This window comes from Agrobacterium vaccinii (assembly GCF_021310995.1).
Taxonomy (GTDB): Bacteria; Pseudomonadota; Alphaproteobacteria; order Rhizobiales; family Rhizobiaceae; genus Agrobacterium; species Agrobacterium vaccinii.
Map to the genome: position 1 here is coordinate 1,380,932 of NZ_CP054151.1, position 26,287 is coordinate 1,407,218.

The window sequence follows — 26,287 nt, forward strand, 5'->3', positions numbered from 1 at the left end:
GTCGTCAGACGGTATTTTGTTATGGAATACTCCGCGGGCCTTATAGGCGCATTGTTTGCGGCCTGCTTTTGTGCTGTGGTCTAGTTTTTACGAGAGTGGGCCAAAATGCCGCGCTATGATTTCGAAGAACTCGGCTTTCTGAGCGGTGATCAGCATGAAGAAATGCTGAGCTTCATCGATGGAAACAATGAATCGGTGCTGGCGCTTCGTCGCCTCTATCCCGAAGGTTTTCAAAGCCCTGTTCACTCGCACCGCAAGACACAGCTGTGGTTTGCCCGCAGTGGTGTGGTCGTCGTCGGTACAGCCAAGGGCCGCTGGATGATACCGCCGGGGCACGGCCTGATCATTCCAGCCGGACTGGAGCATTCCAGCGAAATGATCAGTCAGGTGGAGATGCATTCCGTCTATGTCCACCCAGACGTCATCGCTACGGAGCGACCGCGCGTGGTGGAGGTGACCGTTCTTGCGGGCAATCTCATCGAAGAACTCGTTCGCGATGATTCCAGACGACAAAATACCAGACGTCGCGAACTGGTGATGGAGCTTCTGGTGGATGAAATCAGCGTACTTCCCGAACAGCCGCTCGGGCTTCCTTTTCCCGCCCATGCCAGCATTGCAGGGCTGTGTCGTCGCTTTTTGAACGCGCCCGCCGCCAATGCCAGCATCGATGACTGGGCGCAGACATTGGGCATGAGCCGCAGAAGCTTCACGCGCCTGTTTCGCGCGGAAACCGGCGTCAGTTTCGTCACGTGGCGGCAGCAGGCCTGCATTTTCGCCTCCTTGCCCCGGCTGGCGAGCGGCGAAACCGTGACGAACGTGGCGCTGGATGCCGGTTACGAAAATGTCTCCGCCTTCACCACCATGTTCCGGCGTATGCTGGGCAGTTCACCCAGCGCCTATTTGAAATCATCGGGCTTGAAGCGTTCGCGACCCGGCGTGGCGATGTGAGGGGCCATCAGGCCTGTAGCAAAAGCCAGTCTACCAGCTTGCCCGCAGCGGCTTTCCTACCCTTGGAGCCCACCAGCCAATAGCCGCGATCAGGGGCTTCCAGCGTAGGGCCGACGCCGACCAGGGCGCCGCTTTGCACAAGGTCATCCACCAGCCCTGCCCAGCCCAGCGCCACGCCCTGATGCGTGATGGCTGACTGCACCACGAGGGAATAGGTGTTGAAACTGATATCGCCTTTTTCTTCACCGGATTGTCTTTTGACGCCGATGCCTGCGAAATAACTCGGCCAATCATGCCATGTGGAGGCCCAAGAGCTTTCCAGATGGATGAGTTTGCTGGCGGAAAGCTGCTGCGGAACGTCCTTTTCAGCCAGGTTGTCCAGAAACCCCGGCGCGCAAACAGGGCGGACTTTTTCCGGCAGAATCAGCGTCGCGTCGCTTCCCGCTTCGACCTGCGTGCTGAAGATGATCAGCACGTCATTGTCACCCGCAGTCTGACGGCGCGGGTTTTGCGACGCGGCAATCTGGATATTGATATCAGGATGGCGTGCGCGAAAATCCTGCATGCGCGGAATGAGCCACAGCGAGGAGAAGGCATAGTCGGTGTGCAGCCGAACTGTCGGCCTTTCATGGGCCTTGAAGTCGTCGGTTAAACGGTCGATCTCGCTGACCTGCTGGCTGACGAGATCGCACAGGCGACGCCCTTCCGGTGTCAGTTCCACGCCGCGATGCTGGCGCGTGAGCAAGCGGGTGGCCAATTGCTCTTCCAGCCGCCGCATCTGGTAACTGACCGCTGGCTGGGTCAAGCCCAGTTCTTGCGCGGCAGCAGTTAGGCTGCCACGTTTGCCGATTTCCATCAGCACCCTCATCCATCCCAGATCGACCGGCCTGTCTGCCATAAAAAATCCTTTTATCAGATATCGAAAATTATCTGCTTCACGACAGAGATCAATCCGTTGTTCACTAAAATTCTCGAATAACCGGAGAACAGCAATGATCAGGAACTCTCGTATCGGGCACATAGCGTCAGGCCTCCTTCTCATGACTGCCTGTTTTGCTGGCAACGCGCAGGCCGCAGACGACGCAAGCTGCAAGACGATCCGCCTTAGCGATCCCGGCTGGACGGACATCACCGCCACCAATGGCGTGGCATCCGTTGTCCTGACCGCACTCGGCTATACGCCCGATGTGAAGACGCTTTCGGTGCCGATTGGCTATCAGGCGATGAAGAACGGTGAAATCGATGTGTTCCTCGGCAACTGGATGCCAGCACAGAAATCCTTCATCGATGATCTGACGGCCGCAAAGGCTGTGGACGTGATCGGCCAGAACCTCGAAGGTGCCAAGTTCACGCTCGCCGTGCCTTCCTACATGGCGGAAAAAGGCATCAAAACGTTTGCCGATCTGGCAAAGCACGGCGATGAATTCAACCACAAAATCTACGGCATTGAGCCGGGTGCGCCTGCAAACCAGAATATCCAGAAGATTATCGCCGACGAGAAATTTGGCCTGAAGGGTTGGGAGCTGGTCGAATCCGGAGAGCAAGCCATGCTTTCGCAGGTGGAGCGCGCCGGAAAATCCAAGAAGGGTGTCGTGTTCCTTGCCTGGGCACCGCACCCGATGAATGAGAAATTCTCAATCGAATACCTTTCCGGCGGTGACGATTACTTCGGCCCCAACTACGGCGGCGCGCAGGTTTACACCCTTGCCCGCACCGGCTGGACCGCGCAGTGCCCCAATGCTGCTGTTCTGTTCAAAAACCTGAAGTTCGATGTCGGCATGGAAAACAAGCTGATGGGTGAAATTCTGGGTGGCCAGACGGCACCCGATGCCGCATCCGCTTGGTTGAAAGCCAACCCGCAGGTTCTCGACACGTGGCTATCAGGTGTTACGACACTCGATGGCAAACCGGGCAGCGACGCGGTAAAGGCTGCTGTCGGTCTTTGATTCCAGGGTAGCATTGCATGGCGCGTCAGAATTTCCTCATCCTCATGGTCGATCAGTTGAACGGCACGTTCTTTCCTGACGGACCGGCGGATTTTCTTCATGCGCCGCATCTGAAAGCTTTGGCGGAGCGCTCCACGCGCTTCGCCAACACCTATACGGCAAGTCCTCTGTGCGCGCCCGCGCGCGCGTCCTTTATGTCCGGTCAATTGCCCAGCCGCACCCGCGTCTATGACAACGCTGCCGAATTCGCCTCCGACATCCCGACCTACGCCCACCATCTGCGCTCTGCCGGTTACTACACTGGCCTTTCAGGCAAGATGCACTTCGTCGGTCCAGACCAGATGCATGGTTTCGAGGAGCGATTGACGACGGACATCTATCCTGCGGATTTCGGCTGGACGCCTGACTACACCAAGCCGGGCGAGCGGATCGACTGGTGGTACCACAATCTCGGCTCTGTCACCGGCGCTGGTGTCGCTGAGATCACCAACCAGATGGAATATGATGACGAGGTCGCTTACCACGCGACCCGCAAACTTTACGATCTCGCGCGCGGACTGGACGAACGCCCCTGGTGCCTGACCGTCAGCTTCACGCATCCGCATGATCCCTATGTCGCACGCAAGAGGTTCTGGGACCTTTACGACGATTGCCCGGCGCTGGACCCGCAGGTCGATGCGCTACCCTTCGCGCAGCAGGATCAACATTCGCAGCGGTTGCTTGAAGCCTGCGATCACCGCGCGTTCGATATCAGCCGAGAGCAGGTGAGGCGGGCCCGGCAAGGGTATTTTGCAAATATCTCCTACATCGACGAGAAAATCGGTGAGCTGCTGGATGTGCTGAAACGCACGCGGATGGAGGACAACACCACCATCCTGTTTCTGTCCGATCACGGCGACATGCTGGGTGAGCGTGGCCTGTGGTTCAAGATGAATTTCTTCGAAGGCTCTTCCCGTGTTCCATTGATGATCGCCGCACCCTCTATGGACGCAGGCCGGATCGACACGCCTGTGTCCACCCTTGATGTCACGCCGACACTATGCGCATTGGCAGGGCTGGATATGTCGATGCTGAAACAATGGACCGATGGCGAGGAGCTTTCCCCCTTCGCCAGCCGAGGCCCTGTGCCGATGGAATATGCCGCCGAAGGCTCCATAGCGCCGCTCGTTGCCCTTCGAGATGGCCGCTACAAGCTGACCATTTGCGAACAGGACCCGCCGCTGCTGTTCGACATCGAGGCCGATCCGCACGAACTAAACAATCTGGCCGTCCGATCAGAGTACGAGTCAACGCTTGCTTCTCTCTTGGAACAAGTCCGCAACCGCTGGGATTTGCCCGCATTCGACAGGTCCGTCCGCGAAAGCCAGGCCCGCCGCTGGGTGGTCTACAAGGCACTGCGCAACGGCGCCCATTACCCTTGGGATTACCAGCCATTGCAGAAAGCGTCCGAACGCTACATGCGAAATCACATGGACCTCAACGTCCTCGAAGAAAACCAGCGGTTTCCCCGTGGCGAATGAAGCACGCGCAATATTCGAAAAGGGCGTTGCCGAATTCGCTCCAATGGGGTATCCAAGCGCCGTGAAACAACTGAAATGTCCACGTAGCTCAGTAGGATAGAGTACCTTTAGGGGCAAAAATCTTACCGGTTGGCATGGAGCCGTTGAAAGGCCGAGGTTCTGGTGCCCGGTAAACTTACCGGTACATCTGGATTGACAATATGCAGGCGCTTCCGTTAGCAGTGAGGCGTAAAACAACAGAATGTCCACGTAGCTCAGTCGGATAGAGCACAGGATTCCTCAATTGGGGGTTGTATTTGGAAACTTTTACAATCGAACCGCTCAAAGTCGGGGGACGCTTCGCTGGAATTTCCGGCATGCCAATCCCGAGCCAAGCCCTGGAGAAATTCGGGGAAGTGTGTAGAGACTGGACGGGCGGCACCTAACAGCTTTGGCTCATGGTGAAGGGACAGTCCAGACCACGAACGCGGAAGCGGCGGCGAAAGCCGAAGTGGTATGAATCCTGGGGTCGGAGGTTCGAATCCTCTCGTGGACGCCATTCCTAGTGCTGACGGCGCTCCTGATGGAGGCGGTTGGACCCGATCGTATTATCCGAGTTTATGTATCCTAACATCCGCATCGGAACATTGGCCGTCGCGGACGGTTCTCTTCTATATCAAATGAGGAGAGCCCGATGACGACGATGACAATGGAAGAGCTTTCAGGAAAGCTGGCCAAGATCGATTTTTGCATGCTCAACACTGCGGGTTCGGGGCGTATCAATACCCGCCCGATGAGCAACAATGGCGATGTCGAATATGATGGCGACTCCTGGTTCTTTTCTTATGAAGCGACAAAGAAAATCGAGGATATCGAGCGCAACAGTGGGGTAACCCTGACGTTTACCGCGCCGCCAAGCCTTCTCGGTAAACCGGGCATTTTCATCGCCTTCGATGGTGAAGCGCATCTTATTCGCGACAAAGCGCAATTCGAAAAGCACTGGGTGAAGGATTTGGATCGCTGGTTCCCGGATGGTATAGACACCCCCGGCATCATCCTGATCAAAGTCTCGGCACGCACGATTGAATATTGGGATGGCGAAGACAATGGTCGTCTCGACGTATCGAGCACAAGTGCCGTTAATAAGGGCGCTGTATGACGTGTAGGCTGCAAAATGATCTCAGCCGTTGACGCTTTGAGATGGGATATCCATTTATATCGTCATGGCAAAGAAGACTAACGCCGATAGCCTCGAACTGATCAAAACATGGTCGCTAGACACGTCCGCGACCTTTGGCTCCGTCGTGCGCATAAAGGGCATCGTGCAAGAGGTGAGGGCCCGCCTTCCGTTGGCGGTTCGAAAATCGCTCGAACAGGAAGCGAATGTCCTCACCTTGGCGATGCCCGGTAAATCCAGAGCAGTTTTTCGCGCTGCATCTGCTACCGTTACGGATATTCTCGCCGATATTGTAAGGCTTTCCGTTATACCGCGTGAGATCGAAGACATCCTCACGATCACGACGACGGAACGCCGTCGCTGGCTGGAGGACGGTCGTCTGCCGTCTGCTGGAACTCGCACGGTTAAGCTTAGAGGGCGAGCTCGGGCGATAACCTTCCACGTCTTTGATCCGTCAACGGTTGCTGACATTCTGGACCGTGGCCTCGTCGATGAATGGCGGGAAGACGATGTTGCCATGGCCGCGGAAAACAGGCGGAAATCCGCCATGAAGGCGAAGTTGACGCGCTCTCTCAACAAGCGAGATAAGACGAAGTCTCCATCCGATGCGGGTGCTGATCAGGGCGCAACGAAGCTACGCGGTTGGGACGACTTCGTCGGCGACGGGCTGTTGCGGTAGCGAACCCTCCCGTTAGGCCTCATGACGTAACGTGACTGGTTGCCAAACGGCCACATTGGTCGGCATAACTTCGCCATCTTTTTCAATTTTCAGCTTCAAAGTTATTGCAGCTTAACGTCTTGGTGCTATTCCTGCGTGTAGGTGATTCTTGCTTGGGGAATGGGAATGAAAAAGGCTGTTACGGTTCTCCTGTTGGCTTTGTTGAGTGGATGCGCAAAGCCTTCGGATGGGCCGACTGCGGGCAATATCAGGTCTGCCACTCTTCCCAACACCAACGAGAAAATTCGCGTGGTCGAACTGGCCAATGCTCCGACCACTTCCGCCTCCCCATCCATCATGGACAGCGCCACGGGGCCTGGCCTGACGGCACTTCGCAACACGGGTTATAACTCGCAGCGTTTGCGGCGTGGCGACGTGATCGACATTACCGTGCTGGATACGGGCGAGGATGGCCTGTTTTCGTCCACACAAAGCAAGACACTCAATCTCGGACGCTTCACGGTCGATCAGGGCGGCAGCGTCAATCTTCCTTTCATTGGCAAGAAGCGGGTTATCGACTCCACGCCAGAAGGCTTGCAGTCACAAGTCGTCACGGGCCTCAAGGGCTCTGCGGTCAATCCGCAGGCGGTCGTGACCGTTGTCGACAAGCCGACGAGTGCTGTGATGATGAGTGGTGCTGTCAAGACGCCAGGCAAGATTGCCCTGACGGCGCGGCAGGAGCGTGTGCTAGACGCCATCAATCAGGCTGGTGGTCCAACGGTTGCGCCGGGTGCTGCAAGCGTGACCGTGGTTCGCGGTCAGCAGCGCGCTTCGGCCTCGCTCGACCGGATCATGCGGGAAGATCGCCAGAACATTCGCCTTTCGCCCGACGACCAGATCATGATCGATGGCGATGCCTCAAGCTTTACGGCTCTTGGCGCTTTCAAGAGTGCGGGCGAATTCCAGTTCGAAACCGGCAAGATGACGCTGGCACAGGCGGTTGGCCGCGCGGGCGGGTTGCTGGACGACCGTGCCGATGCGCGCAATGTCTACGTCTTCCGCAACGAAGTCGTGCAGGTAACCTCGAAGTCCACGGCCATCACCAAGGACCCGGTTGCCGTAACGACGACCATGCGACCGGTGATCTACCACGTCAATATGCGTGATGCCTCGAGCATTGCGCTGATGCAGCTGTTCCAGATGCAAAAGGGCGACGTGCTGTATGCCAGCAACGCGCCGCTGGTGGATTCTGCCAAGCTGTTGACCGTTTTCCAGAAGAGCGTGCCGACTGCGGCTGCACCTCAGCCGGGCAGCGCCAACTAATCAGGTGAGCATGTGGCAGGTGTTGAGTGCCTGCCACGACCTACAGCAGAATGCGGAGTGCTTCACCGGCAGATTGAGGGCGCTTTGCAGCGTCTCCATCCGCGCAAGTCTTTGCAAATCGCGTCAAGGTTTCGTCATCATCGATCCCTCCAGCGTCCAGCAGACGTTGCGTTAGCCTGCCCAAGGCATAGATGTCTTGGTGCGGATGGGCTGGCATATCCGAAAGCTGCTCCGGTGCCGCATAGTCCGGCGAGCCGGCAACCTCCACGCCTATGTCTGCATGCCGCTCGCCGATCTTCAAGGCAATGCCAAAGTCACTCAACCGAGCCGAGCTCAGGTTATCTGCAGACAACAAAATATTCGCTGGGCTGATATCGCAGTGGACATAGCCAGCGGCATGGACAGCGGCAATGGCATGCACCATGCGTCTGAGCAGATGCTTGATATCAGCAGCGGAGGGAGGTTCTGCCGAGAGGCGCGATGCCAGTGATATGGGTGCCCATGGCTGGAGCAAGCCGGGCCGTCCGTCCGTCAGCCGCAGAAGAGCAGAGACTTCTTGAAGACAGGGATGGCGGAGCTCCATGCCGATTTCCGCCTCTCTGCGCAGGCGTTGCTCCAGCGAAGCGTCGCCACGCTGGTCTTCGGGCATTGTCTTGATCGCAAAGCTCCTGCCGAGATCGCGGTGGCGGACCTTCAGGATGAGGGTGCTTTCCGTCTGGTGGGCAACGCTTAAGACCGTAAAACTGCCCTCGATGAACGTCGGCTGCTGCCGCGCCAGCGTGTCGGCTTTCCGGTCGAGCGCGTCACGGATGCGGTCTATCAGGTCCTGCGGACGTTCCGAACTATGGATCGCACGCCAGAGGTCGCTGAAATACTGGGCGACCTCGCTTTCAACATCGTCACCGTTCAAGGCGGCTTCCGATCACGACGGCGCTGATGTTTTCGCGAACATTTTCGATCAATGCTTCCTGCATCAGGGCATTGGCGCAGTCGGGAATGGGCGTGTCATGCACAATTTCCGAAATCACCCGTTCCTTGAGTGCCTGCATCAGCGGATAGCTGCACAGCAGCAGGCGATCGTCTTTGCCCCACTCCTGCGTCGTCACACTCGGGCGGAACTGCTGCGAATGGCCAACGCACTGCGAAAGCTGTTTCTTCATGCCGACGATGACGTGATCGCGGGACAAAAGATGCATCGTGCCATCGCGAAGCAGATAGGCGCGCGCGTCGCCTGACCACAAAGCCGTCAGCGTCGTGCCGATGATGGAGGCAACCACGACACTCGCCATAGGCCTCACGGCTCCCTCTTGTATCTGCCGTGATAGCAGCAGACTGTTGACGGTGCCGAGTTTGCCCTTGATGTCCTGCGTCAGGAAGTCGACGTGGTCGCTATTGTCCATGTCTTTCAACGCATTGGTCGTCAATCGCGCTGCCTCGACAGCGGCTCCGGCGTCCCCCAAGCCGTCGGCTATGGCAAAAAGTGCGGGCTCCTTGGATACGAACAACGCATCCGCATTGACGGTCAACCGGGTGCCGGGGTGAGTGGCGTAGCTGTAGATGACAGACGCTGGGGCGCTCGCTATGGGCTCGGGCGCCAAATCGCGAACGGGTGCGACGACGGGTTTGGGTTCAGCGGCAACCGGTTTCGGGACAGGTTTGGGCTGCGGGGGGGCGGATGCTTCGTCTTCGCCGTTGGTCTTTTCCTTGAATAACCGCACGAAGTCCGCCGCCGCCGGTTTGCCTTCGAACTTGAAACCACGAGGGCGACGGCTGGTGGCATCGATGTACCACCAGAGGCTCGTTGGTTGCGCCGATGGTTTAGAGAAGCCTGTATCCTCGTCATCGTCGCGTGGCTTTGGCATGCGCAAGCGCTTGATGGATGTGGTGAAGCGGGCCATGTCGAAATCGAGGGTCATCGATGTCTCGGCCAAAGCTTCCGCTGCCATGAACCAGGTATCGTCGAGATAGAGTGTTCTGGGGTGCTGTCTGAAATCGACCATCTGCGCCAGAATGACGAGTGGATATTTTCGCCCGACGCGGTCCTTGCTGGGTAGGAGAACACCGACATAGGCGCTGCGTCCCCAGATCCCGCGTTCGATGATGAAACGCATGGGCGGGCACGTCGTGAAGATGGAATCCCAGCGGCCTGCGAAAACATCTGCGCAGGCGTGCATGCCCGCACGGATCCACGCATCGAGCGAGGCGATGAGTTCGCGATCCATGCCCTCGGAAATGAAATCTCCGTGGCTTGGAATTTTCCCGTAAAAGCCGATCCTGTCGGTTTCGACTGCGGCTTTTACGGGCTTGGTAACCGGCGTGGCCATCAGTCAGATACGGCGGCGTTGTAGCGAGGTTGCGGCTTGGTCATGATCTCCTCCTGTATTCTTTTTGAACCGGCGCATGATTCAGAACTGCGCCGGGCATGCGAAGTTTGCGATGGCATCCAGTTTGAATGGGTTGAGAACTGACCCGAACTGAATGTCGAACTCAGCGACCTGACCGCTATTTTCGAACCTTGCCCTTAACAAATCGCCTGCCTGATTTTCGATTTTCGCATCGTCGAACAGACGGAAGGGTGACCAGTCACCATTTTCCGTTTTCGCCTGCTGCCAGCCACCGGGCTGAAACGCGATGCGTGACAGGTTCGCAGAGTTGCTTTCCGAAGGCCAGGTAATCGATTTTGCCTGCACCGGGCCGTGGTAGTAAACCACGCGTTCGCCTTCGATTTCGAGCATGACGGCGCTCGACTCGTTGGTTAGCGAGACCGGTTTGACGTTGATGGAGACCGCCGGGACCTCGCTGCCATTCGGGAAGAATGCCCTGAAAATCTTGTCGGCATTCTCGAACTGGGCGATTGCGTCGCTTGGCATTCCCGTCGCGCCAAATGTTCCCTTCCAGCCCCATGGGGTTGCCGTCTTGTCGACGAACGGCTCCATGCGCTGTTTGAAAAACGTCTGGAATGTGCCGGTTGGCCCGAACAGTCGCGTGAAATCCGCCATGGCGACATCACGCGTCGAGGTACGGTCGAAAGGATAACGGCCCGCAACGATGGATGAGCAGAGTGATGCCCCTTCCGCCGCCCAGAGATCGGCAATGCGGCCGCGCGCCGATTTGACCGCAAGCGAACCGACATCTGCAGCAAGCCCGGCCACCCAGACGTCAAGCGGTGCCGGAAGCTGACGCGCCTGTTGCAGCAGGTCTTGGTTGGCCTTGGTCAGCTGGCTATCGACGTCGAAGACGCGCGCGACCTCGTCTGAAGTAGTGGATGAGCGCGCCAGTTGTTCATGCAGAGCCTTGATGTTTGCCAGCAACTGCTCGGATGGCGAACCCGCCTGCTTGCTCCCATTGCCTGTAGCACTCTCTGTCGGTTGCCCAGAGCCCGGGCCCTTGGCTGCCAACATTTCCCGCAGGCGGGCATAGGGATCGGCGGCATCGACCGTGGCCGAGAGGATCGCGGCAGTGCTATCGCCATCTGCCGTGGAGGCAAGCGTCGTCAGGCTGTCGCCCGCATTCGGGCGAAGATCGGTGGCATCGGCAATGGATTTTGCAGCTTCGATGACGAGATTCCGGTCATTGGCCAGAATACGTGTCGTTTCCACCGCATCTCCAAGGCTTTGGGATGGCTTGATGCGGACGTCCGTCAAAATCTCATTCCACCGTTTTTCAAAGCGGTCGAAATAAATCTGCAAGGCGGCCTGGGCCACATTTTCGACCGTTGCGCCACGAATAGCATCATCTGACCCGCGCACCCACGCCTCCGAAAGCGCGACACGGGACGCATAAGCAACCTGCGAAATGACGACTGCGCGGTAACCGTTGGCCGTGAACAGACCTTCGATACCGTCCACCATCGGTGCCTTGCTTTCACGCTCCACCGCCCGCTCGCCCAAGGGGCCGAAGGCACCCGAGGGGCTCCATTCGGGCAGCGCACGTGCCTGCGGCAGGCCTGCCAGAATGTCATAGGCGCGGGCTCCGACTGCCTGCTGTTTGATGGTATCACGGGCCTTGGAAATCAGACGGGCATCAAGCTCGATCGGTGCCAGCAAACCGTCGGAGAGCGCCTGTGCGTGCCGATTCAGGGCATCTCTTGCCGCTGCTCTGCCGTCACCGGGATAAAGCGAGGCAAACATATCCTGCGACTGCACTTTCAGGAAATCACGGTCCAGCGTTCCCAGCCCACCCAACATTCCGTAAAGTTTGAGGGAGTTGAACGTGCGCGTGACATCGTTCTGGTCTTGCAACTGTTTTTGCAATTGCACGATCATGCGGGGCAAAAGCAGCGCGTTGAGTGCCCGTTGATAGGCATCACGCTGGCGTCCGGCGATCTTCTCTTCCTGATCAAGTCCAAATCCGACCTTCCAGACGCGGTCCGTATCGAAGCCGGAATTGACATCGCGCAGATTGTCGAGCGCGGGGAGAATGCGCAGGAAGTCTGCGTCAGACACGTCACGTACATTGATGCCCTGCACCAGTTGTTGATAGGCGTTCAGCTTGCGATCGGCTTCGGCCAGTGCCTGGGTGTTGGCAAAATAGGTCAGAATCCAGCCGGTGAAGACGATCGTAACGACGGCTGCGGATAGACCGTAGGCAATGCGTCGGACCAGAAGCTGCCTGCCCGAAAGCCGCTTGTCACGCATGACCAGCGCCGCTTCTGGAAAGATGACTTCCTTGAACAGGCGCGCGAGGAAATAGCTGCGGCGGGCGCGAGGTGCGGCCGTTCCGGCCTCCGGTTGTGTTCCAGATGCGAGGTAGACGCCGCGCAGGAGAGGCGCCTCGATGAGAGGCGAGCTGGCGCACAGTTCGCTCAATGCCTCGTGCAGCCGGTCCTTTAGCTTTGCCAGTTCCGCCGGGAAACGGAAGATGCGGCCACGGATTTCCGCATTCTGCTCCTGTTGAAGCCGCTCGATCAGCATCGCATCGACGCGTTGTTGCAACAGCTCGAACTCTTCGAGGAAGCGTTGCGGCAGGTCCTTCGCCGCATAGCTTTCATCCAATTTGAACGTCGTTCCCCAGACCTGATGGCGATCCGTCTTGTTGAAGCCATCGAAGAATTCGACGAATCCATCCAGAAGATCGGCCTTGGTCAGCACTACATAGACAGGAACGCGAGCGTGGAGATATTCATCCAGTTCGGCCATGCGCTGTCGCACTGAGCGCAGTTCCTGCCGCTGCTCTTCAGGGTCCCGGCTGAGCAGGTCGGGGATGGATAGCGTGACCAGCGCGCCGTTGATGGGCTGGGACCGGCGATAGCGGCGCAGCAGATTGAGAAAGCCTTCCCAACCGGCCTTGGACGAGCCGTCGAGATCGTCCTGCGTGGTGTATCGGCCAGCGGTGTCGATGAGGATCGCCTCATCCGTGAACCACCAATTGCAGTTGCGCGTGCCGCCGATGCCTTTCACGGCAGTTTCACCGAGCGCATCGCCGAGCGGAAATTGCAGCCCGGAATTCGTCAGTGCCGTGGTCTTGCCTGAACCGGGAGCGCCGAAGATGACGTACCAGGGCAGGTCGTAAATATAGCCGAACCGCTTCTTGGTGACGCGCCGCAGCAGCGCCAGCGCTTCCTTAAGCCGGGTCTGGATTTCACCGACTTCGGCCTGCCGGTTGCCCAACGCCTCCTGCTCGATGCTATCGACCAGTTCCTTGTCCTGCTTACGAGCGCGAAACAGGGTAACGGCAATGTAGATCACCCAGATCAGCAGGATGATGCCAATCGCGATCAGGCGTTCCTGTGTCGTGTCGAAGGGTTTAAAGTTTCCGAAGCTGACGAGATAACCGTAAAACCAGATGACGACGCACAGCGCCACGGCCCACAACAGCGAGATGAAGCGCCTGCCGATGATCGATGCGTAGCTATCGACGTAGGACCGGATCGTATAAAAATAACTCAGCGGGTTCATTGCTGGGTCTCTCCTGGTTGCTGTCCGTTTGTCGTTGTGACGGCTGGCGAGAGAATGCCCGCCTCGCTAAGTTTTTCGCCAGGATTGGTCAGCACCATGATCTCTGTTCTGCGGTTCTTCTCGCGGCCCTCTGCCGTATTGTTGTCGGCAATGGGGTCGCTGTCCGCACGTCCCTCGGTCAGAATTGCATCCGGGCCGGTATAGTTGGACAGGAGATCGCCAACGGCTTTTGCGCGGGCCTCGGACAGGTGCCAGTTGGACGGAAACTGGACGGTCTTGATGGGCACATTATCGGTATAGCCGATGACTACGGCGCGGAACTTGTCCGCCGCAAGTGCACCGCCAATGCGCTGGATCAGATCGCGGAATTGTGGGCTGACATCTGCGCTGCCGACATTGAAGAGGCCGGAGTTGTTGATGCGCACGCGCAGGCGCCCGTTGACGTTGGCGAGCGTGACCAGATTGCGCTGCACCTCTGGCTGCAGAAACGCCATGAGGTTGTCCAGCCTAGTCGGTTTCATCTCGACAATTTTTGGCGGCTGCTCGGGGATCACGGGCTCTTCCGGTTTCGTCACGACTTCCTGGGGTGGCTCCGGTGCTGCTGCGATCAAGACACTGGGTGTGTCCGTCGGAGGCAGTGACGCCAGCCGCTCGAATGTTGCATCGGACGCGCTGTTCAAAGTCAGCGTGAAAAACAGATAGCCGAAGGCGAAGGCGAGCGCGATCAGGGACAGCAGCGTCCACAACGCCGCCATGGTGCGAAGCGGAGTGTGACGTGCCTCCACGCCCTGCCAGTGGGGTGATAATTCGCGTTCGAAAACGCCGTACTGGCCGATCAGCGTTTTATAGAGGCTGTCGCGAATGCGCGACAACTCTAGAGCACCCTTGGCGGACACCCGTGTTCGTCCTTCGAAAGCCAGTGACAGGCAAAGATAGATCAGCAGCAACAGGTCTTTGTTGGTACCGGGAGATTGGTGGAAATGGTCAAGAATATCGAAGAACCGGTCACCGCCGGTCACATCATTATGAAATGTGGATACGAGGCCGGACCGAGCCCAGCCTGCGCGCACGCCCCACGGCTTGCTCAAAATAACGTCATCAACGGTTGCGCACACGGCGTAATGCGCCGCCCTTGCCCGTTCGGGGCTAATGCGTGCTGACGCCAAATCCCGCTCGTATCGGGTGATGGCTTCCATGCAGGCACGGCGAAGATGGTCCGGGTCCGGCTGTGCATCAGAAAAGCGCAGCACATGGGCAAGGTTGAGCAGCGGCGCTGCCGATTGCACCAGTGTCGGAACTTCCTCTCCACCAAAGCGAAAGTTCGCGAGAAGCGCATCGATCGGCAACGCGCTATCGCCTTGCGTCGCACGCTTGGGTGCGTCGTCGCCATCGACGATGTCATCGAGGATGGCCGCCATGTTGCGGGCGTTCTGGTTTCGGCGACGACTTTCTTCGGTGATCTCGACCACCGTTGGAAGGTCCTGCCAGGAGGAGGGCGTGTCATTGCTCATTCGCGTAATGCCCACATTTCCATCTCGAGACCGGGGAATTCACCAGCGAGATGCAGCGCAATGGCGCCGGAGGTTTCGAGCTGCTTCCAAAGTGGTGTCTTGGTATCGATTTCGAAATAGATCGTGCCCGAGCGATACGGCAACTGACGCGGCAGTACCGGCAGCGAACGCACCGGAATGCCGGGCAATGCCACGTTGACGAGTTCGGAAATACGCTCCACAGGTCCGACCTTGATCTGGGCTGGAAGTTTGCGCCTGATATCTTCGGCAGACATGTCTGCCCGCACGGCGAGCACGAAACCCGCATCGCGCAGCAAAGTGCGGTCGTGGATAGTGCCGACACGCACGCCGTGCCTGCGCTCTACGAGTTCGATTGCCACCGCCGCCTGTTCCAGCACAGCGGAAAGCGAGGTGCGCAGATCATCGAACACCGCCGCAAAGCTCGCCTTCAAGTCATCGTGGCGATAGGGCGGGAAATCCGTGGCGCGCTTCTTGTCGGTGGTGAACGTGGCCAGTTCACCGGCAAGCTGAATGCAGTCTTCATAAAAACGGATGGGGTGAAACCGCGTGGCATTCGCCGAAAGATGCGCCAGCAGCGGGTCCGCCCTGTTGAGGATTTGCAGGAGGAAATAGTCGCCCACCTCCGCTGTTCCGCGGATTGTGGGATCACCGATCCGCTCGGATATCGCCTGCGCCCGGTGCCGAACAATGCCGAGCAATTCGGTCAGCAACTCGCTCAGGCGCGATGAGGCGGCGCAGTTGAGGGAGGGGGGAATGAAATCGGGATCGAGAATGACGGCGCGATCCGACCGTACCTCGATAATCCGCGCCAGCCCGATCAGGTCGTAGCCTGAAAGATCATCGCCCGTCTTCAGAAATTTCAGGCTGAGGCGACCGACATCGATGGGGGCGACGAAGTCCGTGTCGACATTGGCATCCGACGCCTCGTAGGTCGTGGCGACGACACGCACGCTGTTGGTATCTGCCTTTGTGCCACTGGACATGTCCGCCTTGCCGGGCTGCCGTGCGGGCAGCGCGAGGTAGACGATGGCATTCTTGACACCTTCATCTAGGTCGAGCGGCGGCGGCAGATCGGAATCTTCGGGCGCTTCGAACGGCGTGCCATCCGGCAGGATGCCCCGCAGGTTGGACAAGGCGAACTGACCAATGGCGAGCGCGCTACGATCTATACCGATTTCCGCCACGCCCCAGGGGTAGGGCGAGAGATTTCGCGTAGTGTTGCGCACCAAACGCTCCGTCCAGCGGTCCGATTGCTGAAAATGTTGAACGCGAAGGAACATGCCCTCGCTCCATGCGACGCGGTTTTCATGCCTCATCTTGGTTGCTTACCCCCTTGATATTTGTTTGAAGCGCATCGCAGGGCTCAGCCTCGCCCTGTGCTGCGCGTTGCAAAAACTGCCGGACCGATAATTGTCGGCCCTCGTCTTCGAATTGCTGTTTGAAGGTGGACCAATAGTCCGTTCTCGCGATGACAGACCGCCATTCCTTGCGCGCCAGCTTGTCGCGCCAGTCGTTCTGCGCATCCGCTCTTGCTTCCACCAGTCTCGGCTCCAGCTTTTGCGTGCAGGTCTGGATCAGGTTTTCCAGAGAAGACGCGAGCAGACGTTGCTGGCGAATGAGAGCCTCCAGTCGCGCTCGGGCCGACGCACCGTTCGGTTCAGCACCGATGGATGCCGGATCGATATCGAGGACCGCGAGACATTCGGCGCTTTCCTTTTCCAGCTGAAGAAGGAGATCATCGACCGGGTCGCTCGCCATGGGCGCGACAGAGGCTTTCGGCTCGATGTCGTCTGGCTCATCCGCATCCATGAAAACGGCATCGAAGTCTTCCACCGGCGGTTTTTTTGCGGGGCGGGAAACGAGAACGGGAATGTTCATGGCATCGGTATGTTCGTGCTTGCTGCTTTCGACCGGTTCTTCATTCCAGTCATTGGGCAGCACCGCGCCGACACCGGCAGTGGAGGGCGGTGCGTTCCAGCCGACTTCGACATTACGGGAAATGGACTTGGCTTTTTTGCCGGTCAGACTGGGCGCAGCGTCGGCCCAGTCATCCTGGGTCATGCCTCCGGCAATCACGCCCCGTGCGGAGCGACCATTGGGGGCGATATCCGAAAGAATGGCCGAAATCGTCATGTGCTCGTCGCTCACTCTCAGCGAGCGGTCAGGATCGCCGAAATCCATTTCGGCCTCACCGCTGATAACAACGTCGAATGTCTGTGCGCCGATGCCGATTTGTGATCCATCGCTGAGCCGGGCGGTCTCGCCTTCCAGCAAAAGGCGGCCATCCACCTGGGTGCCGTTCGCGCTGCGGTCAGTGATGAAGAAGCCTTCGCGGTCGTAACTCAAGGTGCAATGCTGTTTGGAGACGCGACGTGCGTCATCGGCGATCTGCCAATTGCAATCCGTCGAGCGACCGATGGTGCGGCTGCCTTGCTCGAAACTCCATTGTGCAGGCTTTGCGCCGCCAGAAGGTGTCTTTTCTTTCAGAACAAGTTTCATCGTTCCATCCTCACGCTGAAAGTGCCGAGCCTTCGCGCTCGGTCACGATTGCGTCGGTACTGTCTTTCTGCGCTGGCGCCAGTCGCGCCCAGCTGTTCCAGCCCAGCCGTGCCGGTGCTTCTGTTGCGCCGAGCTGGCAGAAGGGAATGTCCTCTTTTCTCAGGATCACCTGAACGTCGAAGTCGAAACCGCTGCCAGCGAAGAGCCGCGCGACGGCGAAAATTTCCGCAAGACGCTTCGAGCCCGGCGTCAGCGCCAGATAATCCGCATAACCGACGGGGCCGATCACGATGCGGAAACTGCCGCTGAAATCCTCGATTGCGCTTCCGGCGGTGACATTCTGTCCCAACCGCAGGCCTCCGCCTTGGCCAAACTGACTCTGTTCATGCACCGGCAGCGGCACCCAGCGCCTGCGGAACTGCTCGACCTCGACATCGAGACCAGTGAATTCACACAGCATGGAGGTCAGCGCGGTGGCATTGCGGTTGCGATTGGCGAGCAGACCGCTGAAGCGCAGCAGCACGTCCTGTTTGACGCCGACTTTTTCGCTCAGACCTGCGGTACCGAATCCCGTGAGCGACAGCAGCGTCTTGCGGAAGGCATTATCCTGATGGTTGCGTGCCCAGCGCAAACCCCGTGCCAGCCGGTATTTTTCGGTTGCCGAAACGAACAGCTCGCTAAACCGGGCTGCAAAGAGATTGAAGAAACTCGTCAGCGCCTTCGAGCGATTGCGCTCTTCCCGCTGCTGCAATTCCGAATAACTCGGCGGCAAAGAACCGAGTGGTCCGATAATGGGAGCAAAGGCCGACCGCAGCTCCGCCTTGCCGTTCTTGCTGCGGAAGCCGCCGATGGCGACGGGTGTGGGGCGCGCACCATTGTGGGAGCCAACCGTCAGTTCGTCTTCGAGAGCAAGATGCTGGGCCACCCTAAACGCGGTTGCCGGATCGAAACTGCCCGGATCGCTCGCCAGCAGCGCCGTCTGTTTTTGTCTGATGTCGTTTGCCGCTTGCTGCATCGCGAACTCCTAAAGCAACGGACGGTCTGCCGCGCGGGCAGGCCACCTGGCCAAGGGTTCGGATTGCCCGCGCATGGTCACGGTCAGGCGGGTGAAGCTGTTGATCGACGTGTAAAGGCCGAAGAAGTGATTGAGAACGCTCGAAAACACGAAGGCTGCGGCTCTGTCGATCAGCGCCGGGTCGAATTCCAGCGTGATATCCGTGCCAGGCACCATGGCAGAGCCGATCCGGGCATGGGAATTGCGAGCTTCCACAGAGGTGATGGCCTCAACGAGCTGGCGCGTTTCGGGCGTGTCCCTGAACGCATAAAGCGATAGAATGTCCTTCAACGGCGCACCACCATTATCGAACAGCGACAGGTGGTTCAAAAGCAGATGCGACACCAGCCGCCATTCGCGCGCCGATCGCTCGTTCATCCGCACAGCAGATGTGGGCGGCATGAGCGCATGAACGGAGTTGACGGCCTCGTTGCCAGCGGACAGTTGCAGAAACGGATGGCCGCCGCCAAACGGCAACTGGCTGGGCAGTTCGCGATTGATGCACAGCGTATCGACGCTTGCGACCACATCCAGTGGACCCAGGGGTCCGCGTTGCGCATCCACGAAGGCGATGTCCGTATCGGATGAGCCATCGTCATCATCGAAGCGGCGGTAGGTTTGCCAGAAGACGTTGGAGCCGTTGCTTCTCTGCGTGCGCCCAAAGAAGGGCGAGGTCTTTTCGATCTGGCCGGAACGGCTGGTCAGTTCGACCTTTTCAACGCCGTAGATTTCACGGGTCCGCTGGCGTCTCGCATCCGGCAGAAGACGATATTCCGTTCGCGTGCCATCGAGGCTCAACGGCTCGCAGCTTTGCTGGAAGAGATTGATGACAGGCGAGGCATTCAGCACGAAATCCTTAGCCGAAACCATACGCTCAAGCCGGGTTTCTGCGGCATCAAGATAGATATAAAGCTCGCAATCACCACCATTCCAGCGGTCCAGTCCATCGATATCGAGGAACAGGAACTTCTGTGGCAGCGCGAAAAATTCCGTCAACAGCCGGTAGCCATCGAAGCTGTTGGCGGGATAAGGCAGCATGGCCTGATCGCGGGAAAAGCCAGAGGGTTTGAGGTTGGCGGCTGGCAGGAACACCGCGTTTCGGTCCTCCGAATGCTGGGCAAGAGCCAAGCCCACGCAATGGTTGGCCAGCAGCTCATAGAGCGCCGTTGCCTGCTGCCATGCAGAGGAAATGAATATCTGTAGCGATTTTAGCCCGATTTCGTTGAACGTGGACGGACGCGGCGATGTCGTACGCAGCGACAGTTTCAGACAACTAGCCGCACCGGCGGATGTTGCCGAGAACGGCGCATCGATAGGCTGGCTGGCCAGTGTTGCTGCGGCAATCTCCAGCGGAACGATGGTCACGTCCTGCGCCGTGCGGAACCTGCAACTTTCACCGCCAATTGGCTCCGACAATATCTCGCTGTGGCGCGGCAGGGTCTGCGCAGTCGTCAATGCGGGGCTCGGCGCAAAATGCGCGACGCTCATGGATGGAAGCGGTGCCAGATAATGGGGGTAAAGCGTCTCCAGCAGGCTGTCGGAAAGTTCGGGAAACTCGTCGTCCAGCTTCTGGCGAACGCGCGCGGCGGAATAGGCAAAGCTCTGGATCAGTCGTTCTACATGCGGGTCGTCGGCTACATCTCCCGTCATGCGCAGGCGGCCCGCGATTTTGGGAAAAGCGGCGGCGAAGCGTGAGGCGCGTTTTCTCAGCGCAAAAAGCTCGTCATTATATTTTTCCAGAAAACCGTCAGCCATTGGCTGTCTCCACCAGAAAACGTTGCGTGGAAGGATCGATCTTGGATTCGAAGCTGATCGGCGGCATGCCTTCGTGCAGGCGGAACGTCGCCTGAATGCGCATCCGCAACGCGCGGTCGCCATCGTTGCGGTTCTTCATGATGGTCACGCGCACATCCGACAGCCGCGTTTCGAACATGGAAATGCGCCGCTCTATGGTGTTGGCCAGCTTGGCTTTCGAAGCATCCGTCACCAGATTTGCAGACAAAATACCATCGACGCCGTAGCTGACGAGTGCATCCGAAAGCTCCTTGAAATCAGCAGGCGGACCAGCGGGATTGCGCCTCGTATTCAGCAGGGATTCCAGATCGCGTCTGATGACCTCGCGCATTTCCCGAACCTGATCCGACAGGCTCGCAGGCGGATCGTTCTCCATATCGGGCGCATCGTCCAGCAAACGGTCGAGCACCGAGCGGGCCAGCGTCCTCTGTTTCGGGCGATACTGCTCGAGCGGATCAACCACGCGCTGTCTGCCTTTCCCTGGCTTCGGTTGGGGCCGAAAGGCTCGAGATTTCGTGGAAGGGCACCAGATCATCGCCGATCAACACGCAGCGCTGGCCACGACCTGTCACCAACGGGCCATCGTCCTCGCTCCATTCCGTCTCGCGACCAAGCAGCAGCGTCGGCCTGCTGTCGCCGCTGTGATAGAGGGCTGGCAGTAGGACAGAGGCAACGGAACCGTCCAGCAGTGTGATGTCAGCCTGCCGGAACGCCAGATCCCGCGGACGCGTCATTGGCTCAATGACGACAGTGTCGATGCGGTTGAAGTCGATCCAGAGATACTTGCCGCCATTGGTCAGCACCTCGAGTGCATGCGGAATACGGTCGTCAAGATCGCGGATGTCGCCTGCCGCCCCGTCGTTCAGAACGAGTTGCACCTCGCCGCGTTTTTCATCCAGTTCCAGCAGCGCCTTTGTTGCCTCGGCATCGTTGCCTTCGCGTGTGGCGACATTGGCTTTTATGGCCAGTTGGTCGAGTTCGGAAGGGCCATGGATGAAGTCCGGCAATGCACCGGTCTCAAACCACGCAACGCGTGCGGCCATCGCGCGCAGATGGTTGCGAAACAGCGAGAAACCGACCGCGTCCTGCGGTGCGAATGTCGATGCCAGATTGCACTGTGCATCGGCCTTTTCATAGTCACCGGCAAGGATCAGCAGATCGATGTACAGATAGCGCGCTGTCTTGTCGGACGGTGTCGCCTTGACCTGTTCCCGGGATTTCGCGATGGCTTCATCGAGCTGGTTATCGTCGAGCAGGCGGGAAATATTGTCGCGCAATGTCATGCGGGTATCCTTTGTGGCTCTGCCGACGAACGCGCAATAGAGGCTGCGGATGTGTTTGTTTCGGCGATGAGATGAAAACTGGTGGAGACGTCATCCAGCTGGAAATGCGGCTGGAGACGCACGGTGCAGGAAAAACTGCCCGGCTTTCCGGGAATTTCGAAAACCTTGATTCCGGCTGACCGTAGTGGATACCGTGTGCGAAGGGCAGCCTCCGCATCGTCGTTGCCCAGCGTGTAGGACGACAGCCAGTTTTCCAGCTTGCGCTCGATGGTGATGGCGTCGCTGAGCTGGCCGATATCATCGCGCATGATGACTTTGAGATAATGCGAGAAACGAGAGGCACACAGCACATATTGCAGCATGGCAGCCAGTCGGGCGTTCTGCCGCGCGCTTTCCTTGGAATAATGCCCGGGAGCGTGCAGCGACTGGTTGGCGTTGAAAATCGCCATGCTGGAGAGATATGTCGTGGAAACCGGGACGATGCCGAGATCGGAAAACTGCTGTTCCTGACCCATGGTCAGCTGCATTTCGACCGGCGGCTGCGCTGAAAGACCATTGCTTTCGATGCCAAGATCGAGCGGCGGCAATTGCGTAGGCGACAGCATGCCCCCGTCCACCTCATCCTGCGTCACGCCACGAATATCTGCAAACCAGCCGCTATCGGTGAAATTGCGAATGACGACAGAGGCGAAGGCGAAAGCCGCATTGCCCCACAGCAAAGACTGCCCGTCTTCCGATACGTGTTCGCGAAAGGGAAACGGATCTTCGCGGCGGCGCGAGTACGGCTTGTGCGGAGAGCGCAGCAGAATACGGGGTGCAACAAGCCCGACGAAACGGCTGTCATCACGCGCGCGCAGCGCGTTCCAGCGCAGGCGGCTTTTCTCCTGCTTCAGCCAGGAGAAATCCTGGACGCGGCTCAACTCGGAAAAGTCTTCCAGCCCAACGGTGGCAGGGGCCGCTGCCGCGATGAACGGGCAGAATGCGGCGGCGGCCACCATTCCGATCTGCGCCAGCGCGGTGATGGAATCGATGCCTTCGAAGTCATCTGGAGAGAAGGTATAGTCACCCACCAGAAGCCCGACGGGCTCACCACCCGGCATGCCGAATTCACGGTTATAGATGATTTCGAACAGATGACTTTGGTCGAAATCCGTCGCGCGTTCCATGCTGCGGGCCAGTTCGCGCCAGCTTGCGTTCAGCAACTTGACCTTCACCTCAGGGCAGCGGCTGGCCTCGCGCACCACCATGGCAAGCCCCCGCCATCTTGCTTCCATCGCCTGAAACGCGGCGTGGTGCAAGATGGCGTTTACCTGACCGTTCAACGCGTCGTCTATCAACGCGATGAGCTGGTCGGCCTGACTGCGTATGTCCGAAACGGACCTGGGCGTCATGAATGGGCTCCGGGCGGAAATGAAAGGCGAGGGGCATGTCTGCCCCTTGCCCTGTTCAGTTCTTGGTTGGGATGCGGGCGACCATGCGAAGCGAGGTCGTCAGCTCTTCCATCTGCAACCAAGGACGCATCCAGGCGACGGCGTTGTAGGCGCCTGGCTTGCCGGGAATTTCTTGAACAGTCACTTTCGCATCGCGCAGCGGATACTTTGCGCGGGATTCCTCGCCAGCCACATCGTTGGCGTTGACGTAATTGGATATCCAGCGGTTCAGCCAGACTTCGCAGTCAGACGCCTCCATAAAGGAGCCGATCTTGTCGCGGCCCATGACCTTGAGGTAGTGGGCGAAACGCGAGGTCGCCATCATGTAGGGCAGGCGGGCAGACACGGCGGCGTTGGCCGTTGCCTCCGGGCGGTCGTAAAGCTTCGGCTTGTGGGCGGTCTGCGCGCCGAAGAACACAGCGTAATCGGTGTTCTTGTAGTGGCAGAGCGGCAGGAAGCCCAGCTTGCCCAGTTCTGCATCGCGACGGTCGGTAATACCGACTTCGGTCGGGCATTTCAGATCGAGGTCGCCGTCATCGCTGGAGAAGACATGCATGGGAAGGTTTTCCACCTTGCCGCCGTTCTCCGCACCGCGAATGGCCGTGCACCAGCCATGCTTTGCAAAGGCGTCGGTCAGCTTAGTGCCCATGACATAGGCTGCGTTCATCCAGCAATATTCATCATGTTGCAAATCGCCATTGGCCGAGCCTCGGGTCTCGTCATAGCCGAATTCGTCGATAGGGCTGGTCTTCGGGCCGTACGGCATGCGGGCGAGCACGCGGGGCAGTGCAAGCGTTACGAAGCGTGAATCGTCGCTTTCGCGGAAGCTGCGCCATTTGGCGTATTCCACGGTGTCGAAAATCTTCTCAAGATCGCGTGGTCGTGCCAAATCGCGGTAGTCCTCGAAGCCGAACATGTGCGGGCTTGCAGCCGAGATGAAGGGTGCGAAGGCCGCAGCAGCGATGGAAGAAACACCCTGCAGAAGCTGGACGTCATCGAAGGAGTTGTCGAACTCGTAGTCCCCGATGATGGCGCCCATGGGCTCACCGCCAGGCGTGCCGAACTCATCTTCGTAGATCGACTTGAATAGACGGGACTGGTCGAACTCTACCGCTTTTTCGAGATCGCGACCTACATCACGCTTCGACGCGTTGAGAACGCGGATCTTGAGGTTGACGCTGGTTTCGGAATTCTTGACGAGATAGTTGAGGCCACGCCACGTGCCTTCCAGCTTTGCGAACTCCGGTGCCTGCATGATCGCCGCAAGCTGCGCAGAAATCGCGCGGTCGATCTCGGCGATAGCGTGATTGAGTGTAACGGTCAGGTTGCGATCGTACTTGACGGTGCCTTTCAGCGCCTGATCGGTCAAGGTGCGCAACAGGTTCTGCGCGCGGTCCGGTTCGGTCTGACGGGTTGCGGCAACCACCTTGGACAACAGGCCGGTCTCTTCGGCGGTTGTTGCCTGTGCATCGGGTTTCAGCAGGCTTTCAGCGCTCATGGTTAAATCCTTCCAAATGCGGCTCTTGTCTGGCCGCGAGAACAGATGAAGCCCCGATGCCGGGGCGTCTCAACGAAGCAGTCCTCAATGGGCGAGGTCAGTTGCCTGCACTGTTTTTCTCTTTCAGTTCGGATACGAGCTTTCCGAGGTCAGTCTTGTTCTGGAGAATGTCTTCCAGAAGACGCTCCAGATCTTCGGAGCGGTCGGCCTTGGACAGCAGATCGCGAAGCTCATTGCGCGCATCCAGAAGCGCTTTCAGCGCCGGAACCTGCTCCACAACGGAAGCTGGCAGGAAGTCGTCCATGCTCTCGAATTTCAGATTGACCTGAATGTCGGTGCCGTCATTCTGCAGCGTGTTTGGAACCGCGATGTTGAGGCCCGGTGTCATGCGGCGCATCACTTCATCGAAATTGTCACGGTCGACCTGAACGAACTTGCGTTCGCCGAACGGCTTCAGCGGCTGCGTTGGATTGCCAGAAAAATCACCGAGAACGCCGACGACGAACGGCAGTTCTTTCACCACCATCGCGCCTTCTGTTTCGACTTCGTATTTGATGTGAACGCGAGGCTTGCGGACGCGCTCCAGCTTTTCGTGTACACTTGGCATTCAAACCTCCTTGGTGCCCTCCGGGCACGACTGACTTTTGAGGAAGCGCCAGGCTCCCCCTGGTTTCACTATTTTCCGTTGGTCTCGCTTTCGGGCTTTATCCCCGCTGCCGTCAAAACAGCGTGGCGTGCCTGCGCCTCGGGTAAAAGCTCTGCGAGCAGTTCTGAAAAATCCATGCGCCCCCTGCGAACCAATGTTTCAATAGCCAGCGATATCGGAGAATGCGGCTCCGTCCGGCGGAAGTAACGCGCAACTTGAAGAAGAGTTTCAAAAGCTTCGTCACGTGAAGCGATTTCTTCTGGCGCCGAAGGTGATTTTTTTTGAACCTCGGGCTGTGTTTCGTGAGTATTGCTGTCCGTTATCCGTGTATTCGGTGTTTGCGCGGGTTGGCTGTCGTCCCTTCCACCCAGCGTGCGGATGGCCGCCGCAGCCTCGATCAGCGTATTTCTGATGTTGGAACTGGCAGGTGCATTGTGGCCGCAACGCTCCGTCAGAATGGCGGTGATGGAGTCGAATGTCGAAAGACATGCGTTCACGTCTGCCAGATGCGAAGACATGGCAGCAATGCCAGCTTCGGAGGCAGCGCTATACAGGTCTTCCTTGCGTTTGCTCTCGCCGGACCGCTGCGCGAGCTGAAAATCCCAAAGCGTGTGCTCTCCAAATTTGCCTTCGGGAATCAGCGAGCTTAGGCGCAGGGGCTGGATAAGCGTCCCCTCGCTGCCAATACCGTTCAATCCAGCGAAAGGTGCGAATTTTTCCTCGTCATCATCGTCGCTGATGGAACGCAGAGAATCCCAATGGTTGCAAAATATATCATACGTAACCCGGTAAACTTCTCGCAGACCGCGAAAGCCTTTCAACCGGAGTTCTGCTTCCGCCAGCCATGCCAATATTTCAACGTCTCGACTTTCAGAATATATAATATGCAATCCGAGATTGCTGACTTCTGCCCAGTTGCTGGAAACCCTTAGAACTTCCTGTGGCGAAACTGTGCGCTCTTCTGCCCGTGCTTGGTTTCTTTCATCCTTAATTCTATAGTATATTTCACGAGTTCTTGCATTGCTTCGAATATTTTCTCCGCAATCACTCGTGTATTCTATAACTTGGACCGGCTCTTGCGCACTCAATGTCAGTTTATCCCT

General features: G+C 58.3%; 21 protein-coding genes. 6 read left to right on the plus strand and 15 right to left on the minus strand.

Annotated features, from left to right (window positions below; genetic code table 11):
- Positions 1-105: 105 nt before the first annotated feature.
- Positions 106-948: an AraC family transcriptional regulator gene (locus tag HRR99_RS21460; protein WP_233124810.1), complete on the plus strand. Its 843-nt coding sequence runs from the start codon at positions 106-108 to the stop codon at positions 946-948.
- Between the two features lie 7 nt (positions 949-955).
- Here HRR99_RS21460 and HRR99_RS21465 read toward each other — a convergent pair whose 3' ends face one another.
- Positions 956-1,846, minus strand: coding sequence for a choline sulfate utilization transcriptional regulator (locus tag HRR99_RS21465; RefSeq protein WP_233124811.1), 891 nt, complete (start codon positions 1,844-1,846; stop codon positions 956-958).
- 94 nt (positions 1,847-1,940) lie between these two features.
- Between HRR99_RS21465 and HRR99_RS21470 the strand changes: the two genes are divergently transcribed.
- The 5 genes from HRR99_RS21470 (at position 1,941) to HRR99_RS21490 (ending at position 7,551) form a co-directional block, all read left to right on the plus strand.
- Positions 1,941-2,894, plus strand: a complete 954-nt coding sequence (locus HRR99_RS21470; RefSeq protein WP_233124812.1) for a choline ABC transporter substrate-binding protein — start codon at positions 1,941-1,943, stop codon at positions 2,892-2,894.
- A gap of 17 nt (positions 2,895-2,911) precedes the next feature.
- On the plus strand, positions 2,912-4,414 hold the full coding sequence (gene betC, locus HRR99_RS21475) for a choline-sulfatase (RefSeq protein WP_233124813.1): 1,503 nt from the start codon (positions 2,912-2,914) through the stop codon (positions 4,412-4,414).
- A gap of 673 nt (positions 4,415-5,087) precedes the next feature.
- Positions 5,088-5,552: a pyridoxamine 5'-phosphate oxidase family protein gene (locus HRR99_RS21480; RefSeq protein WP_233124814.1), complete on the plus strand. Its 465-nt coding sequence runs from the start codon at positions 5,088-5,090 to the stop codon at positions 5,550-5,552.
- 64 nt (positions 5,553-5,616) lie between these two features.
- Positions 5,617-6,249, plus strand: a complete 633-nt coding sequence (locus tag HRR99_RS21485) for a hypothetical protein (protein ID WP_233124815.1) — start codon at positions 5,617-5,619, stop codon at positions 6,247-6,249.
- A 165-nt stretch (positions 6,250-6,414) separates the two neighbouring features.
- Positions 6,415-7,551 (plus strand): polysaccharide biosynthesis/export family protein, encoded by a 1,137-nt coding sequence (locus tag HRR99_RS21490; RefSeq protein ID WP_111841476.1) that lies wholly within the window; start codon positions 6,415-6,417, stop codon positions 7,549-7,551.
- A 40-nt stretch (positions 7,552-7,591) separates the two neighbouring features.
- Here HRR99_RS21490 and HRR99_RS21495 read toward each other — a convergent pair whose 3' ends face one another.
- From HRR99_RS21495 to tssA, 14 genes are all read right to left on the minus strand, one after another.
- The gene (locus HRR99_RS21495) at positions 7,592-8,461 is read right to left on the minus strand and encodes a protein kinase domain-containing protein (RefSeq protein ID WP_233124816.1); all 870 of its coding nucleotides are present in this window, start codon (positions 8,459-8,461) and stop codon (positions 7,592-7,594) included.
- The gene (gene tagF / locus HRR99_RS21500) at positions 8,451-9,875 is read right to left on the minus strand and encodes a type VI secretion system-associated protein TagF (RefSeq protein ID WP_233124817.1); all 1,425 of its coding nucleotides are present in this window, start codon (positions 9,873-9,875) and stop codon (positions 8,451-8,453) included. The genes HRR99_RS21495 and tagF overlap by 11 nt, the downstream gene beginning before the upstream one ends.
- Positions 9,876-9,956: 81 nt before the next feature.
- The gene (tssM, locus tag HRR99_RS21505) at positions 9,957-13,448 is read right to left on the minus strand and encodes a type VI secretion system membrane subunit TssM (RefSeq protein ID WP_233124818.1); all 3,492 of its coding nucleotides are present in this window, start codon (positions 13,446-13,448) and stop codon (positions 9,957-9,959) included.
- Complete coding sequence (gene tssL, locus HRR99_RS21510) at positions 13,445-14,959, minus strand: type VI secretion system protein TssL, long form (protein WP_233124819.1); 1,515 nt, start codon at positions 14,957-14,959, stop codon at positions 13,445-13,447. The genes tssM and tssL overlap by 4 nt, the downstream gene beginning before the upstream one ends.
- Positions 14,956-16,296 (minus strand): type VI secretion system baseplate subunit TssK, encoded by a 1,341-nt coding sequence (gene tssK / locus HRR99_RS21515; protein ID WP_111841471.1) that lies wholly within the window; start codon positions 16,294-16,296, stop codon positions 14,956-14,958. The genes tssL and tssK overlap by 4 nt, the downstream gene beginning before the upstream one ends.
- A complete protein-coding gene (locus tag HRR99_RS21520) occupies positions 16,286-17,479 on the minus strand; it encodes an FHA domain-containing protein (RefSeq protein WP_233124820.1) in 1,194 nt (397 codons plus the stop codon). The genes tssK and HRR99_RS21520 overlap by 11 nt, the downstream gene beginning before the upstream one ends.
- Positions 17,480-17,489: 10 nt before the next feature.
- Positions 17,490-18,494: a type VI secretion system baseplate subunit TssG gene (tssG, locus tag HRR99_RS21525; RefSeq protein ID WP_233124821.1), complete on the minus strand. Its 1,005-nt coding sequence runs from the start codon at positions 18,492-18,494 to the stop codon at positions 17,490-17,492.
- Positions 18,495-18,503: 9 nt separating this feature from the next.
- On the minus strand, positions 18,504-20,288 hold the full coding sequence (gene tssF / locus HRR99_RS21530; protein ID WP_233124822.1) for a type VI secretion system baseplate subunit TssF: 1,785 nt from the start codon (positions 20,286-20,288) through the stop codon (positions 18,504-18,506).
- Positions 20,281-20,790 (minus strand): type VI secretion system baseplate subunit TssE, encoded by a 510-nt coding sequence (gene tssE / locus HRR99_RS21535; protein WP_233124823.1) that lies wholly within the window; start codon positions 20,788-20,790, stop codon positions 20,281-20,283. The genes tssF and tssE overlap by 8 nt, the downstream gene beginning before the upstream one ends.
- The gene (locus HRR99_RS21540; protein ID WP_233124824.1) at positions 20,783-21,610 is read right to left on the minus strand and encodes a type VI secretion system accessory protein TagJ; all 828 of its coding nucleotides are present in this window, start codon (positions 21,608-21,610) and stop codon (positions 20,783-20,785) included. The genes tssE and HRR99_RS21540 overlap by 8 nt, the downstream gene beginning before the upstream one ends.
- Positions 21,607-23,001: a type VI secretion system contractile sheath large subunit gene (tssC, locus tag HRR99_RS21545; protein ID WP_233124825.1), complete on the minus strand. Its 1,395-nt coding sequence runs from the start codon at positions 22,999-23,001 to the stop codon at positions 21,607-21,609. Before tssC (HRR99_RS21545) ends, HRR99_RS21540 begins: the two co-directional genes overlap by 4 nt.
- A 55-nt stretch (positions 23,002-23,056) precedes the next feature.
- Positions 23,057-24,538, minus strand: a complete 1,482-nt coding sequence (tssC, locus tag HRR99_RS21550) for a type VI secretion system contractile sheath large subunit (protein ID WP_111841464.1) — start codon at positions 24,536-24,538, stop codon at positions 23,057-23,059.
- A 97-nt stretch (positions 24,539-24,635) separates the two neighbouring features.
- Positions 24,636-25,145 (minus strand): type VI secretion system contractile sheath small subunit, encoded by a 510-nt coding sequence (tssB, locus tag HRR99_RS21555; protein ID WP_111841463.1) that lies wholly within the window; start codon positions 25,143-25,145, stop codon positions 24,636-24,638.
- A 68-nt stretch (positions 25,146-25,213) separates the two neighbouring features.
- Positions 25,214-26,272: a type VI secretion system protein TssA gene (gene tssA / locus HRR99_RS21560; protein ID WP_233124826.1), complete on the minus strand. Its 1,059-nt coding sequence runs from the start codon at positions 26,270-26,272 to the stop codon at positions 25,214-25,216.
- Positions 26,273-26,287 lie beyond the last annotated feature (15 nt).